7 protein-coding genes and 3 pseudogenes are annotated in these 15938 nt (G+C 42.6%); 6 read left to right on the top strand and 4 right to left on the bottom strand.

The features are described 5' to 3' along the window. Positions 1 to 483: 483 nt before the first annotated feature. From recJ to brnQ, 4 genes and pseudogenes are all read right to left on the bottom strand, one after another. A pseudogene (gene recJ / locus N4T56_RS01720) lies at positions 484 to 2210 on the bottom strand (single-stranded-DNA-specific exonuclease RecJ). Between the two features lie 183 nt (positions 2211 to 2393). Beyond that, positions 2394 to 3122: a bifunctional protein-disulfide isomerase/oxidoreductase DsbC gene (gene dsbC / locus N4T56_RS01715; RefSeq protein ID WP_261732020.1), complete on the bottom strand. Its 729-nt coding sequence runs from the start codon at positions 3120 to 3122 to the stop codon at positions 2394 to 2396. Between the two features lie 127 nt (positions 3123 to 3249). Continuing rightward, positions 3250 to 4203: a site-specific tyrosine recombinase XerD gene (xerD, locus tag N4T56_RS01710; protein WP_261732019.1), complete on the bottom strand. Its 954-nt coding sequence runs from the start codon at positions 4201 to 4203 to the stop codon at positions 3250 to 3252. A gap of 69 nt (positions 4204 to 4272) precedes the next feature. Further along, positions 4273 to 5584 (bottom strand): annotated as a pseudogene (gene brnQ / locus N4T56_RS01705) (branched-chain amino acid transport system II carrier protein). Positions 5585 to 6078: 494 nt separating this feature from the next. Here brnQ and N4T56_RS01700 point away from each other — a divergent pair. The 6 genes and pseudogenes from N4T56_RS01700 to N4T56_RS01675 all read left to right on the top strand — a co-directional run bounded on the left by N4T56_RS01700 (position 6079) and on the right by N4T56_RS01675 (position 15922). Next, a complete protein-coding gene (locus N4T56_RS01700) occupies positions 6079 to 6807 on the top strand; it encodes a tRNA1(Val) (adenine(37)-N6)-methyltransferase (protein WP_261732018.1) in 729 nt (242 codons plus the stop codon). A gap of 53 nt (positions 6808 to 6860) precedes the next feature. Then, positions 6861 to 8079, top strand: a pseudogene (gene srmB, locus N4T56_RS01695) (ATP-dependent RNA helicase SrmB). Positions 8080 to 8504: 425 nt separating this feature from the next. After that, the gene (locus tag N4T56_RS01690; RefSeq protein ID WP_261734729.1) at positions 8505 to 9704 is read left to right on the top strand and encodes an efflux RND transporter periplasmic adaptor subunit; all 1200 of its coding nucleotides are present in this window, start codon (positions 8505 to 8507) and stop codon (positions 9702 to 9704) included. A 6-nt stretch (positions 9705 to 9710) separates the two neighbouring features. Next, complete coding sequence (locus N4T56_RS01685) at positions 9711 to 12863, top strand: efflux RND transporter permease subunit (RefSeq protein WP_261732017.1); 3153 nt, start codon at positions 9711 to 9713, stop codon at positions 12861 to 12863. Positions 12864 to 13000: 137 nt separating this feature from the next. After that, positions 13001 to 13609 (top strand): TatD family nuclease-associated radical SAM protein, encoded by a 609-nt coding sequence (locus tag N4T56_RS01680; RefSeq protein ID WP_261732016.1) that lies wholly within the window; start codon positions 13001 to 13003, stop codon positions 13607 to 13609. Positions 13610 to 13675: 66 nt separating this feature from the next. Next, the gene (locus N4T56_RS01675; RefSeq protein ID WP_261732015.1) at positions 13676 to 15922 is read left to right on the top strand and encodes a PAS domain-containing protein; all 2247 of its coding nucleotides are present in this window, start codon (positions 13676 to 13678) and stop codon (positions 15920 to 15922) included. The last annotated feature ends 16 nt before the right edge of the window (positions 15923 to 15938 follow it).

Below are 15938 nucleotides of genomic sequence, written 5' to 3'. Positions count from 1 at the left end.
ACATTGATGATGGTCAGTACATCCTTGTACTAATACCATATATGGTAAATAAGTGATCAGAGATTGCGTAGGAAAAATCGCTTAGAATAAGGCAGAAATTGCAGCGAGCGAGTTGTTCTACCTTCAAAATTTCTAACGAAGTGATACCAATTCCAGCAATTATCTGGTCATTCAGCGGGAGTTCTGTGTCTTCTAGGCAAGTAATAGGATTGTAGGTATAGTTGCTCTACGTCAAAATACTATTAAGCAGCATAGAAGGTACAGAAACCCGCCTTGCAGGAGACGCTCAGACAGTCCATTTCTTTGTTGCATTGCCTTAAAAGGGAATAACCATTATTTCAACAATGCGCCTCAAACTGAACAGTCTGAGTGACTCTGATTGGTCACATAATTAATGGAAATGGTATGATAAGCGATGTTAACCAGTAAGAATGATCACATTCTTGTGCTGATCGGTATAAATCACATTAATGCAGCCCATCATTACAGCGGCTCGATGTAATCCACCATAAGCTGCACAGTTTGATTACCACGAAACTCATTCACATCTAGCTTATACACAATCCTTGCTTGTTGAATCGTGGCATCTGGCCAAATCGCTAAATCAATATTGAACGCGATACCATCGAGCATTAACGTGCCACAAGGGGTTTCTACGAGTAATTTAAGATGTTTCTCTCCAACAATACGTTGCTGGACAACCCTAAACACCCCATCAAATAATGGCTCCTCAAACGACTGCCCCCATAGCTACTGCATTACGTAAAGTAAATGCGGTATCAAGGCTAATTAACTCGGTAGGTAGCTCCCCATCGGAAAGCAACTCACCGGTTAGTTGCTCATAATCTAGAATATCCCGCACTGCGATATCATAAGCTTGTTTAAACTGCTCAAATGCATCTGCTTTAAGCGATAAACCTGCCGCCATAGCATGGCCACCAAATTTAGTGATCATGCCTGGGTGTTGGCTATTAATACGCTCAAGCAAGTCACGCATATGCAAACCTTTAATTGAACGTGCCGACCCTTTAATTTCGCCATCACCCGCATCGGCAAACGCAATCACAGGGCGGTGATAACGGTCTTTAATCCGAGAGGCTAAGATTCCTATCACCCCTTGATGCCAATCATCTTGAAAGATGGCAATACCCCAGGGTAAATTATCTTCATTGAGCGACACCTGTTGCAAACTTTTAAGCGCTTCTTGTTGCATACCGGTTTCAAGTTCACGACGTTCTTGATTTAAGCCGTCTAACTCGGCAGCCATTCTTCTTGCTCGCATCATGTCATCACACAACAGGGTTTCGACCCCCAGCGCCATTTCATCTAACCGTCCTGCTGCATTTAACCGTGGCTACAACCGCAAAACCAAAATCTGCGGCCACAATTTTATCAGGGTTTCGTTTAGCCACTTCTAGCAACGCCGTGATGCCGACTCGACAACGGCCGCTTCTCACCCGCTGTAAACCAGCATTGACTAAAATACGATTATTAGCATCAAGAGAAACCACATCTGCAACAGTGCCTAATGCAACAATATCCAATAAAGTGCCTAGGTTAGGTTCATTAATGTGGTGTTGTTTATACCAATCTCGTTGTCGCAGCTCTGCCCTCAAGGCTGACATTAGGTAAAAAGCCACACCAACCCCAGCAATCGATTTACTGGCAAACTCACACCCTGATTGATTTGGATTCACAATCACATCGGCATTGGGCAACGATTGCCCTGGTAAATGATGGTCAGTGACCACAACTTGCATACCTAGTAACTTGGCAGCGGCGACCCCTTCGATAGATGAAATACCATTATCGACAGTAATCAATACATCTGCAGATTTAGAATAGGCAACCGCAACAATCTCAGGGCTGAGGCCATAGCCATAGTCAAAGCGATTAGGGATTAAGTAATCCACCTTGTTTGCGCCCATCATCTTTAATGCCAACATACACACGCTGGTTGATGTTGCACCATCGGCATCAAAGTCGCCAACTATTAATATCGACTTTGATGCAGCCATTGCATCAGCGATTAACACTGCGGCTTCAGCTAGGCCTTTCATGGTTTCGGGACGAAGCAATTTGGTTAACACTAATTCGCAGTCTGTCTCTGTGACACCGCGACGAGCATAAAGCTGCTTTAAAAGTGGTGGTAATGATGCCGGTAAGTGTGAATCATCGACTTGCGGACGACGGACTATTTTGTGTGACAAGAGACAACCTTATTCGAACAATGAGTAAACCTTTCAACTCAGGTATTTAATGATAATCAAATGACGACTTAGTTTGTTTGACTCACTTGTAAACGTGAATTGAGATGAAATAATACATAAAAAAAGGTGAGCCTGAGCTCACCTTAGATATTACGCAATAACGACTTGCTTGACGACAACCAATTACAGGTTTGACTCAATCGTACGCAGTAAATCAGCAGGCGGTTGATACCCTGGTACCATAACGCCGTTTTCTAACACTATTGCTGGTGTTCCGTTGACGCCGAATGCTTGACCTAACTGAAACTGTTTCGCAATATCGATATCACAACTTGCCGATGTAACATTGCCGCCCGTTTTGGCTTCTGTCATCGCTTTTAACGGATCTTTAGCACACCATACCGCTTGCATTTCATCAGCATTAGCAGAAGGTATACCTGCACGTGGATAAGCTAAATAGCGAATAGTAATGCCTAAATCGTTATAACCCTGCATTTGGTTATGCAACTTACGGCAAAATCCACAATCCACATCTGTAAAAATAGTCACAACGTGCTTTTCGTCTTTGGCTTTATAAACCAACATATCTTGCTCAAATGGCTTAAGCATTTCTAAACGAGGAGCTGCTAACGCAAGCTCTGTAAGGTTTTTCATGCCTTGGTCTAAGTCATATAAATTACCATGAAATAATTTACTGCCATCTTGAGTGACATATAGCACCCCACGGTCAGTAAACACTTGGTACAAACCGTCCACAGGAGAAGGTTGGATCTGTGCGACATTAACGCCTAGAGTCTCTGTAAGCTTTTGTTTTAAAGCTGATTCGTTTGACACATCCGTTGCTGTAGCAGCAAACACAATTGGCGCAATTACAAGGCTAGCAACAAGGGCAATGGCTTTAGTTAACTTCATGATAATTCCTAATTTGCACGGGTTCAAAATGAATAGACCCGACTTCGTAAGCAAAACTTACAGATTTAATTAAATGAACGCAACAAATACTCAAACTCTTAAATGTAAGGATTTGATACCCATAGCACTACCCTCGAGGATGATGCTGACTGTGAAGCTGTTGCAAGCGCACTTTGGCCACATGGGTATAGATTTGGGTTGTCGATAAGTCACTGTGGCCAAGTAATAATTGTACCACACGCAAATCCGCGCCATGATTGAGTAAATGAGTCGCAAAGGCATGACGTAAAGTATGTGGAGACAAATGGCACTGAATCCCCGCTCTTGTTGCATACAACTTAATCCGGTGCCAAAACGTTTGCCGAGTCATCATTTGTCCGCGTCTTGATGGAAACACCACATCAGATTGCTTCATATGCAATAATTCGCCACGAGCAAAACGCATGTACCGCTCAACCTCGGTCACCGCTAACTCGCCTAAAGGCACTAAACGCTCTTTACCGCCTTTACCTATCACCCTCACAAGCCCCTGGCGCAAGCTTATTTGCTCCATGGTTAAACTCACCAACTCAGTGACGCGCAGCCCAGTGGCATATAACAATTCCAACATGGCTTTATCACGACATTCAATCGGATCGTCCTCATTGGGTTCAGCCAGTAAACTGTCGATTTGTGCTTCAGACAATGAATCGGGAAGTTGACGTGCTAGCTTAGGCGATTTAATTAAGGCGGTAGGATCTTCGCTAATCAATTGCTTTACCAATAAGTAGCCATAAAAGCGTCGCAAACTACTTAATAACCGTGCGGTACTGCTTTTAGCAAACTGCTGCTCAAAGCGGGCATTCAAATAATCACGCAGCAAGCCTTGATCGACACGCAATAAATCACAGCCTTGCGATAACACATAACGCTCTACATGCTGCAAGTCAGTGCGATATGAAGCCAAGGTATTATCACTTAGCCCCTTTGTCGACCATAAATCATCCAAAAACTGGTTGATTAACGGGTTGGGCTGATATGCAGGTTTAACCAAAATAACATCTCTAATTGGGTAAAAAAACGACGTTAGATAAAATATCATAACGTCGTCTTATTGTTTGCCTTTATTCACTTACAAGCTGAATGTTGGCGTCTCACACTCCGCTTGACTTTATGCGGCTGCAACACGGTTTTTGGGTAGAAACAAGCACACAATAGCGGTCAGTGCTGTCGGCAACAACCACGCCATACCCTCAGCGTGCAGTGGCATAAAGTCCAAGAAGCTCATGTCCATACCCGCGGTTTGCAAACCATCAAAAATACCAAAAAATAACGCCACGCTTAAAATCACTCGATGTGAAAATGCTGGTCGAGCAAAACGCTCGGTTAAAAATGTCACTAATACCAGAGCAATCGCCACTGGGTAAATTGTCATCAACACCGGAATACTAATACTGATTAATTGCGACAAGCCTACGTTAGCAACCGTGGCACAAATTAGACTTAACAACACAACCAATAATTTATACGACAAACTTGGTATTAACTCATTAAAAAACTCAGCGCATGCCGTCACTAAGCCAATCGCTGTCGTTAAACACGCTAGTGTTACCACGGTAGACAACATCAACATACCAATGCTACCAAAATGATGGGTGACATAGTTTGTGAGAATTTGGCCGCCATTTTCAGCACCAATGGCAAAATCACCAGCCGATGCGCCAAGATAAAATAACGACACATAAACAAACGCTAATCCGCCAGCAGCGATAAAGGCGGCACGCACCAAATACTTAGTTTGATCTGTTGTGTCGTTAACCCCTTTTTTACGTAACAAATCAATAATCAACATACCAAACATTAACGATGCCAAGGTATCCATGGTGTTGTAGCCTTCAATAATCCCTTTCGTTAATGGGCTATTGATGTATTCACCAACCGGTTGATTAACTTCAAATCCCGGTAAAATAATCACTGAACTGGCTAAACTGACTAATAATAGAATCAAAATAGGTGTTAGCACTTTGCCCACATTATCCAGCAACTTGCCTGGGTATAAAGACAAAAACATCACAATAAAGAAAAACACTAAGGTGTAGATCAACTGTGCGATATTGAATTCTTTACCCGCTAACATCATCACAGCGTCTGGGTTATCAATAAAGGGTCTTGCACCAATTTCAAATGCCACTAACCCAGTACGCGGCGCGGCAAATGCAGAGTACAATAATAATGTAAATAGCAATCGCCAATGCGGTAGCTGCAAACGCAGGTAATAGCGCCATGACCTTGCCATTAGCTTTAGCAACAGCAATTAAACCAATCAATGGCATACCCACAGCAGTAATCAAAAAGCCGAGCATCGCAAATGACATATTTTCGCCAGCCAACATGCCAGCAAAAGGAGGAAAAATTAAGTTCCCTGCACCTAAAAAGAACGCGAAAGTCATAAAGCCTAACCCTAGCGTATCTGTCAAACTCATCTTGGTTGTTTGCACTACTTGCCTCTTTTTATTGTTATGTTTTTTAACAAACCTAATTGATTACGCCAAAATTAGCTACTGCTGAACTGAACGCGCCCATTTTTGTAACGTTAAAAATACACTTTTAAATATTAAATTCTGCTGTGAAATGCGATTAAATGTAAATCTAATCCTGTTTTTATCAGCTACATCCTTGTCAAAATAGCTGCAGTTAGACTTTCTACCCCATTTCAATGAACTAAAACGGCCAAACTAATACCAAACATCATTAACTGACACAAGCTTTGCTCCACAAAATAACTAAAATAATGTTTTTGGCATGCGTTTCTCTTAATCCTTGTGTACATAATCGCCAAGTTATCCGTTTTAGTTTAATTTTTGATAACAAAAACTCAACGATTTATCCTTGCACCAATTAACTCACGACATGCTAACTTAAAGCGATTATCATCTGCCGTAACTTTTATATTTACCCAATAACCACAAGCTTAATTATGCCATTTACGTTTAAACAATTTCATATCGACGACGAGCAATGTGGCATGGCTGTCAGTACCGATGCCGTTATTCTCGGAGCATGGGCACAACTCACCCAATCAAGTCATATTCTTGATATTGGCGCAGGTAGCGGGTTATTGAGTTTAATGGCCGCACAACGCAGCCTAGAACACACACATATTACCGCGGTTGAATTAGACTCCGCAGCAGCCTGTGCTTGTAAACATAATATTGAACAAAGTCCTTGGCTCAATAAAGTGCAATTGTATCGAGGCGCAATTCAGGACTTTTTACAGCAAAACAGCCTAATTCCAGCATCCTTATTCGACCATATAATTTGTAATCCCCCGTTCTTTGAACAAGGTACTCAAGCCAAAAATAGCGCCCGCGCAGATGCAAGGCACACCAACACTTTGTCATTTGCAGAATTGCAGCACGCGATTAGCCAATTACTTGCGCCACATGGCCACGCCAGTATTATTTTGCCACAACAGAGTTTAGCCAGTTTTATTCAACAGCTTAAAGGGCACACACTCTTTGTCGCCAAGCACCTTGAAATCATTAGCGCTGAAGGAAAATCGCCTAACCGCTCGATACTGGTACTCAAACATGCCACTGATACAACAGAGCAAACTGAGTATCTGCAAATGGCTATTCGCAACAAACAAGGGGGATACAGCGACACGATGATAGATTTATGCCGCCCTTTCTACTTAAAGCTTTAGCCTGCTCATTAGGTCAGCTATAATACTCAACTATTTTTCAGCGAGACCAGCGCATGCAATTTGAAGATTTCCAGCTCGACCCTAGCTTATTAGAGTCACTCAAGGCCATGGGACACAACACCCCTACCACTATTCAGCAACAAACCATTCCATTGGCCATGGATCAGCGGGATATTTTAGCGCGTGCGCCAACCGGCACCGGTAAAACAGCCAGTTTTTTACTGCCTGCTTTACAGCATCTTATCGACTTTCCTCGCCGCTTTGAGGGGCAAGCGCGTATTTTGGTATTAACGCCAACACGTGAACTTGCCAGCCAGATTCATCGCTATGCTTGCCACCTTGCTACCGACCTTGATCTTAATATCGCCATCATTACTGGCGGTGTGCCTTACGACGCAAGAAGAAGCGTTAGAAGATAACATCGATTTATTGATCGCTACACCTGGTCGATTAATGGAATACCTAGATAAAGATAAGTTTGATGCAACTGAAGTTGAGATTTTAATCATCGATGAAGCTGACCGAATGCTCGATATGGGCTTTTCATCTGTGGTACAAACCATTGCAATTGAAGCTCAAGGGCGTAAGCAAAACATGTTGTTTTCGGCAACGCTTGAGGGCAACGGCGTTAACCGTTTTGCGCGCGATTTATTAAATAACCCTGAGGTGGTTGATGTTGAATCACCTCGCAGTGAAAAAGCTAAAGTGCATCAATGGATCCACCTTGCCGATGACAACGCTCATAAGTTTGCTTTACTGTGTCATATTTTACGCCAAGAAAACGTTAAACGTGCCATTGTGTTTGTGAAAACCCGTGACATTGTTGCCAGCCTTGAAGGGCTATTACTAAAAGCCGAGATTCCCTGTGCTTTTATGCGCGGTGATATGGAGCAGAAAAAACGTTTCCAGGCGTTAGGTAAGTTCTCAAAAGGCGAAGTAAATGTATTGCTAGCAACCGACGTTGCTGCTCGTGGTATCGACATTGACGACATTACTCATGTGATTAACTATGATATGCCACGCTCTGCTGATGCTTATGTTCACCGTATTGGGCGTACAGCACGCGCAGGTGCAAAAGGTACCGCAATTTCGCTAGTTGAAGCGCATGACATGCGTATTGTGTCTAAAATTGAGCGATATATCGAACTGCCACTGAAGCGTCGTGTGATTGAAGAACTTCGCCCTAAGCATAAAGAAGCAAAAGTGCCAGGCAAGAAAAAAGCCAATGCAAAAGATGCCAAAGTGAAGTCGAAAAAGTACAAGAAAAAGTAATTTTTCACACTAGGGCTGTATATGGTCTCCAATAAAAAAAGCGAATTATTTAATAATTCGCTTTTTTTATTGCCTAAGTAAGTTAAATCACAATTAACTAGATGCAATACGGCAAATAGTGTCAAGAAATGTCAATTTACGCGCAAAAAACACCCACCAGCAAGACCAAACTTAAAGTATTGATTTAAAATCACTAATCATATCCTCACAAGATGGATTTTCATTGATTAGTGCCATTAACAAGGATTTATCCAGATTCAATCGCAAAATAGGCAGCAAACTCAAAAATATAAACATTTTATTTACATAAAACTATTTAGCTAAGCCCAAGACTCTGTTAATTTATGAACTATGAGTAATAAAATGAATCTGAATGAACAAGTTAGCCAACGTAGTTAACTGTCGTTAGTCTTATTTAAGCATGGATACGCAATAAAAATGATAAAAAAATTCTAAGAAGATTGTCACCACTCTTTATTATTGCAGTGTTTGCTGCAGCAGCCTGGTTATTAATTAATACCCAAGAAGCCCCAGAGCAAAAAGATGAGCCCATCAATATTCCTATTGTTGATGTGCAAACCGTGACGCCACAAACCCTGTCACTCAATTTACCGTCATATGGTGTGGTTAATCCCAAATACAAAACGCAATTAGTCACCGAAGTCCAAGGGCGCATGCTAAACATTTCAGCAAACTTTGTTGCCGGTGGTGTGGTAAAAAAAGGCGAGCAACTGGCTATCATTGAACCCTCCGACTACGAAGCCGATTTAATCCAGGCTGAAGCGACACTTGCACAAGCAACGGCCGCATTAAACGAAGAAAAAGCCCGCGGTGAAGTCGCAAAAGTAGAATTTAAAGATTTTACCCAAGGCTTACCACCAGCACTTGGGTTACGTATTCCACAATTGAAAAAAGAACAAGCTAACGTCAAGTATGCCCAGGCGGCATTAGCACGAGCCCAACGCAATTTAGAGCGTACTGTTATCCGTGCTCCTTTTGACGGCATCATTAAAGCGCGCAATGTCGATTTAGGCCAATATGTCACATTGGGCACTAACCTAGGCGAACTTTACGATACCAGTATTGCTGAAATTAGATTACCACTCACAAACGAAGAACTCGCCTACCTTGAGTCAGTTGAAAACCCAGACACTAGCGTCACACTCACAGCCCAACTAGCCGGTAAACAAGTCACCTGGCAAGGCACTATTGTGCGCAGCGAAAACGTGATTGATGAACAAACCCGCATGGTTTACCTAGTGGCCGAAATTCGCGATCCTTATCTTCGTAACACCAAAACCTCTGGTCAATTACCGCTTAAATATGGCAGTTTTGTTAACGCGGTGATCACCGGTCGCACCGTTAATGATGTTGTCACATTGCCACGCCATGTTGTACGTAACGGTCAGGTAGCTGTGGTGACTCAAGACAATATCATCGAAATGCGTCAGGTTAATATTATCCGCTCCGACGTTGATACGCTTTACATCAAAGGCAGTTTTAAAGCCAATGAGCGAATATCAACGACCAGTGTCAACAGCTTAAGCTCTGGGCAAACAGTGAAAATACTGGGTGAAGAATCCAGCAACACTGACACCCCCAGAAGCTGCTACGACAGCAGGTGAATAATCATGGATACCAATAAAGGAATTATTGCCTGGTTTGCCCGCAACAGTGTCGCGGCAAACTTACTCATGGCAGCACTGCTTATCGGCGGTTTATTTAGTACGTTTATCATTAATAAAGAAGTGTTTCCGACTTTTGAATTAAACCTAATCAATATCAATGTGGCATATCCAGGTGCGGCACCACAAGAAATTGAAGAAGGGATTAACATCAAAATTGAAGAAGCCATTCAAGACATCAGCGGCATTGACAAAGTCACCTCAGTTGCCAGTGACAGTGTGGGCTCAGTGACAATTGAAGTTGAAGATGGTTACGATGTACAGCAAGTGCTCGACGAAGCAAAACTAAGGGTCGATGCGATTGCCACATTTCCAGACAACATTGAAAAACCCAATATTTACCAAATAAAGCCTGAAAACAGTGTGATTTGGGTGTCTGTCTATGGAGACATGAATCTACATGACATGAAAGAAATGGCTAAAGCAATCCGTGATGATATTACCGATCTGCCTGCGGTTACACGTGCAACAGTCAATGGTGTGCGTGATTACGAAATTGGCATTGAACTGTCTGAAGATAAACTTCGTGAATATGGCATCACCTTTACCCAAGTTGCGCTAGCCGTACAAAACTCATCTATCGACTTACCCGGTGGGTCAATCCGCGCCAAAGATGGTGATATTTTATTGCGCACCAAAGGCCAGGCCTACAATGCCGATGACTTTGCCAAAATAGTGGTCACAACTCGGGCTGACGGTAGCCGTATTATGTTGCCACAAGTGGCGACCATTAATGATGACTTTGAAGAACGTTTAGAGTACACCCGCTTTAATGGCAAGCCGGCAGCGGTAATAGAAATAGCCAGTATTGATGATCAAAATGCTTTAGATATCGCCTCTCAAGTTAAAGACTATGTCGCCGAGCGCAAACTCACCCTACCGAGTAATATTGAACTCGATACCTGGGGTGACTTAACACACTACCTGCAAGGCCGTTTAAACATGATGTTGTCGAACATGTTTTATGGCGCGCTGCTGGTATTTATTATTTTGGCCTTGTTTTTAGACCTTAAACTCGCGTTTTGGGTCATGCTGGGGTTACCGGTATGCTTTTTAGGCACCATGCTATTGATGCCTATTGAGCCTTTCAATATGTCTATCAACATGTTGACCTTATTCGCCTTTATCCTAGTACTGGGGATCGTGGTCGACGATGCCATTGTCATCGGCGAAAGTGCTTACACTGAGCTGGAAGAAAAAGGCCACTCGTTAAACAATGTGATTAAAGGGGTGCAAAATGTGGCAATGCCAGCCACCTTTGGGGTTTTGACCACTATTGCCGCCTTTATCCCGATGATTATGGTATCGGGTCCTATGGGGGTTATCTGGAAATCCATCGGCATGGTGGTGATTTTATGTTTAGCATTTTCGTTAGTGGAATCAAAACTGATTTTACCCGCGCATTTAGCCCACATGAAAATCAAAAAGCGGACAGCCCCGACCCACTTATTTTCGAGAATAAAATTCGGATTAAACGAATGGTTGCAGCACTTTATTCACAACAGGTACCGTGACTTTTTAGAACGCTGCATTAAAGTACGTTACAGTGTGGTCGCGGTGTTTATTGGGGTATTAATTTTATCACTGGCATTAGTGCAAAGTGGCAAAGTGCGTTGGGTATTTTTCCCTGATATTCCATCAGATTTTATTCAAGTGCAGCTTGAAATGGAAGAAGGCAGCTCAGAAGAAAACACCTTAAAAGTGCTACAACAAGTTGAAGATGCGTTATACAAAATGAACGCCAAACTTGAAGACCAATACGGTTATCCAATGGTGAAACACAGCTACATTGAGCTCAGCTCGCGCAGCAGTGCCTTTGTATTTACCGAGCTGACAAAAGGTGAAGACCGCGAAGTCGACGGCGTTTCAATTGCAGAAGAATGGCGCAAGCAACTGCCTGAACTGTTATCGGTTAAAAAATTAACGATTAATGCCAGCACTAACGATGCCGGCGGAGATTTATCATTCCGCTTAACCTCTAGTGACTTAGCCCAATTGTCTGAAGCATCCAAAGCACTTAAATCAAAATTAGCGACTTACGAAGGCGTGTTTGATATTACCGATAACTTCTCATCGGGCTCACATGAGATACGTTTAAACATACGCCCAGAGGCTGAAGCACAAGGACTAACACTATCAGACTTAGCGCGCCAGGTTCGTTACGGCTTTTATGGTTATGAAGCACAACGTATTTTACGCAATAAAGAAGAAGTCAAAGTCATGGTGCGTTATCCGCTGGAGCAGCGCCGTACTGTGGGCGACCTTGAAAACATGCTGATCCGCACACCTGAAGGTGTCGCGGTACCGTTTTCAACCGTGGCAGAAATCGAGCTAGGTGAGTCTTACGCCTCAATTACTCGTGTTGATGGCCGCAGAGCTATTACCATCAGCGCCAATGTAAATAAAAACAATGTTGAGCCGTCAAAAGTGGTGGCAGAAATTCAACAAGACTTTTTGCCCGAGTTAACCGCGCAGTACCCTAAAGTGGCCTCAGCTTTAGATGGCGGCAGCTTAGACGAACAAAATGCGATGCTAGGTTTGGCACAAGGCTTTTTCTTTGCCATGTTCACCATCTACGCGTTAATGGCCATTCCGCTTAAGTCGTACACCCAGCCATTAATCATTATGTCGGTTATTCCATTTGGCATGATTGGCGCCTTATTTGGTCACTTTATTCTTGGCTTATCAATGAGTATCTTGAGTTTATGCGGCATTGTGGCGTTAGCAGGAGTCGTGGTTAACGACTCACTGATTTTAGTCGACTTTGTTAACCGCGCCCGAGAACAAGGCAAGTCGTTAATGCAATCGGCCATTGACTCGGGCTGTTACCGATTTAGAGCAATTATCTTAACCTCGTTAACCACCTTTGTTGGCTTAGTGCCGATTATTATGGAGCGTAGTTTACAGGCTAAAATTGTTATCCCAATGGCAACATCGCTGGCGTTTGGTATTTTATTCTCAACCGTGGTCACCCTTATTTTAGTGCCGATTTTGTACATTATTTTAGATGATATAAAACGTGCATTAAGACGATTCTTTATCTGGTGGTGGCAACCTAAAACGGCTGCAGAGCCATTGGGGTCAGAAGAACATCATTAACTCAACATAAGTGAATGAGTTAATAAAGCAGAGCAATTTTCGCTCTGCTTTTTTATGTGTTATGCGAGCCAAACAACAAAGTCTTTGCGGTTATTTCGCTACAATATGCCGATGTTAATTTAATCATCACAATCATTATGAGTACTACAAAGCCCACCTTAATTTACGATATCGGTCATCATCGTTATCTCAACATTACTGCTAGATGTACTTTACGATGTCAATTTTGCCCCAAACACAATGGCTCAAAACAGGTGCATGAATACGACTTATCATTAAGTAAGCCCATCACCGCAGAAGACATCATTCCGCTACTTGGCGATGTCACACAAATTGAAGAATATGTATTTTGTGGCTTTGGCGAATCAACTTTAAACTTGAGCTGTTTATTGCAAGTCGCAAAAGAAATTAAAGCCCGGGGCGGTAAAGTCAGAGTCAATACCGATGGATTAGGCAATCATTTTCATCGTCGTAATATCCTGCCAGAGTTAAGCCAGTATGTAGACAGTTTATCGATTTCACTCAATGCCGACACCCCTGAAGGGTATTTGCAGCACTGCCGACCTAAGTTGGCGAACTCGTACGAAGCGCTGCTCAAGTTTATTGAGTTAGCTCCGCAATACATTTCGCAAGTGCAGGTCACGGCCATAAATGGCTTAGACAACGTGAATATTGAGCGTTGCCGCGCTATCGCTGAACAATACGGTACTCAATTTAAGCAACGAGAATTAGATAAAATTGGCTAAACTAGACATTCTTCCTAGCGCACCTTCATGCTATATTGCTGACAAGTGAATGCTAAAAAAAACTCAATGTTTAAACGCAAAGTAGTAAGCTCTTCTAATCCGTTATTAATTTCATCACAAGCCGCGCGATGGTCACAGCAGCATATTTTGTCGCTGCTCAGCCAATTAATTATCCTGCTCATTGCGGTGTTTATTATCACCAATATGGTTGTTAATTTAGGCGAACGTCGTTTGCAAGAAGACTGGGCAGATCAACGCTACAGTGAACTGCAAACTGTCGCCTCGTTGGCATCGGATAAAGTCGCGTTTCTACAATTTAGAACTCAAACTTTTGCTAAAGCTGAGTTACTTAGACAATATTTACAACAGCCTTCAAAAACGCAACAACGTAAAGTCACCGACAGTTGGCTCTCTCTCACACAGAACATTCCTGAACTGCTAGGGTTATCTCTTTACGACCCGCAAGGAAATTTACAATTTTCAACCACAGACAGTTTCGACAACCTGCAACTACCCGCCATGCTGCTAGGCTCTGGCCGCAATATGGGTGGCAGCGACATTTACACATCGCCCATGTCATTCACACCAATAGATGGCCGGCTTGAACCTTACTTTTATCAATTGTCTTGGATAGAAAACCCCGACCAAAGCGTTAAAGGTTACTTAGTCACTTACAACTCAATCACAAAATTACTTGAGTCAATCAAACCGGCATTTTTTAATCAAAACTCGCCTATGTTGTTTCTCGACACTCAAGGCTTTTTATATGCTGGAGCAAATCAACCTGAACCTTTAAGCAATATGCCAGACTCATTAGGGTCAAGCGTTAAACAAACTTATCCCGAATTGTGGAAAGACATGGCAATGAATAATTTTGGCCAGTTTTATAGTAACGATGCCACATTTGTTTATTTAAAAGTTGAACTCACCAGCCAATACGAAACCAAGAGAGAATACTTTTTATTGTCGTATATCCGTCACGATGATATTGCCGCCCGTTACCTAGAATGGCGCATGGTGATTTTAATTGCTGGCGTGTTAATCGCTTTACTGGCGTCGGCCTTGATCGTATTACGACATCTGTTTGTGCTTGAGCGCCGAGCTAAACTCAATAGCTTACAGTTAAGCCAAGGGTTGTTTAACAGTGAAATAAGCTGTCTGATAGTTAATGATAGTGGCCGAATAAGCAGTGCCAATCTAAAAGCAGCCAAAGCACTAGCCTTGTCGATCGACACCTTAACAGATCGTAACTTCCAACGTGTATTGCAACTCGATAACGATCGCTTTGAGCAAATAAAAGAAGCGTTAGCGCATCACCAACAATGGCGCGGCGAAGTGAGTATTGAGAGTGTTAATAGCACGTTACAAACCCACATAAGAAGTGAGTTATGCCCCAATAGCAAAGAGTCATATTGGTTGGTTACCTTTGAAGATATTACTATTTTATATGACAGCCAACGCCAAGCCTATTTGTATCAACTGTTGAGTGACAGTGCTGTAGCCACAGCATTAACTGACTCGAGCGGCAAATTGATTAAATGTAATAGTCAATTCGATCACCTCATGAAACTCAATGGTGAAACCGACATCCCAATTACTGATTTGTTGGGTAATGAACTTAAAAACCAGTGGCAAGACATTTGTGCCCAAATTAGCTTACAAGGTGAATGGACTGCGCAAATCATGCCGTTTACCCAAAGCCGTTATAATCAGTGCCTAAAAACAACCTTGGCTGGGCAACTTACCTTTGATGGTGATATTGAGTACTTAATTTGCACCTTTGAAGAAACGGCTCCCACGATAGCCGTACACAATAGCAGTAATGTATTTGGCCATAGTAGCGCCATTGTTTTGCGCTTAACCGAGCTTGAACATCACTTTAATAACCTCAATGAGCAAACCAAAATTCAATCGAGTTTGTTAGTCATGGACATTAACCCAGAAGGTATTTTCAGTAGTATGGGCAACATGAGTCAGCTAGAAAAACGCCAAAAAGACATTGAACTTCAGTTGTTAATCGAATTACCGCTTAATTATCAAATAGCCCAGTGGCAACTTGGTAAATTGGTCATTTTATTGCCCGACACCAATGCCACTAGTGCACATCAATACGCTATGAATGTAATGCACTGTTTAGCGGAAAACCAGTTGGCAGAAGGGATTAATATTGGTATTGCAGGGTATATGTCGCCGCAAAGTTTAGAGCAATATCTTGCCAATGCTGAAATTGCGCTAAAGCGGGCTAAGCAGTCGGTTGACCAAAACATTTGCCAAGCATTTACTCGCCCAACCTATACCGACCACCTCAATTAACAATAAGTCGTACCTT

Source organism: Shewanella phaeophyticola, assembly GCF_025398315.1.
Taxonomy (GTDB): domain Bacteria; phylum Pseudomonadota; class Gammaproteobacteria; order Enterobacterales; family Shewanellaceae; genus Shewanella; species Shewanella phaeophyticola.
Note: the sequence above shows the minus strand (reverse complement) of the source record. Positions and strands in the feature narration are given on the sequence as shown.

Bases quoted from the DNA above. Each gene is read 5' to 3' on its own strand.
- dsbC (WP_261732020.1), bottom strand. From the start codon at position 3,122: ATGAAGTTAACTAAAGCCATTGCCCTTGTTGCTAGCCTTGTAATTGCG.
- xerD (WP_261732019.1), bottom strand. From the start codon at position 4,203: ATGATATTTTATCTAACGTCGTTTTTTTACCCAATTAGAGATGTTATT.
- N4T56_RS01700 (WP_261732018.1), top strand. From the start codon at position 6,079: ATGCCATTTACGTTTAAACAATTTCATATCGACGACGAGCAATGTGGC.
- N4T56_RS01685 (WP_261732017.1), top strand. From the start codon at position 9,711: ATGGATACCAATAAAGGAATTATTGCCTGGTTTGCCCGCAACAGTGTC.
- N4T56_RS01680 (WP_261732016.1), top strand. From the start codon at position 13,001: ATGAGTACTACAAAGCCCACCTTAATTTACGATATCGGTCATCATCGT.
- N4T56_RS01675 (WP_261732015.1), top strand. From the start codon at position 13,676: ATGTTTAAACGCAAAGTAGTAAGCTCTTCTAATCCGTTATTAATTTCA.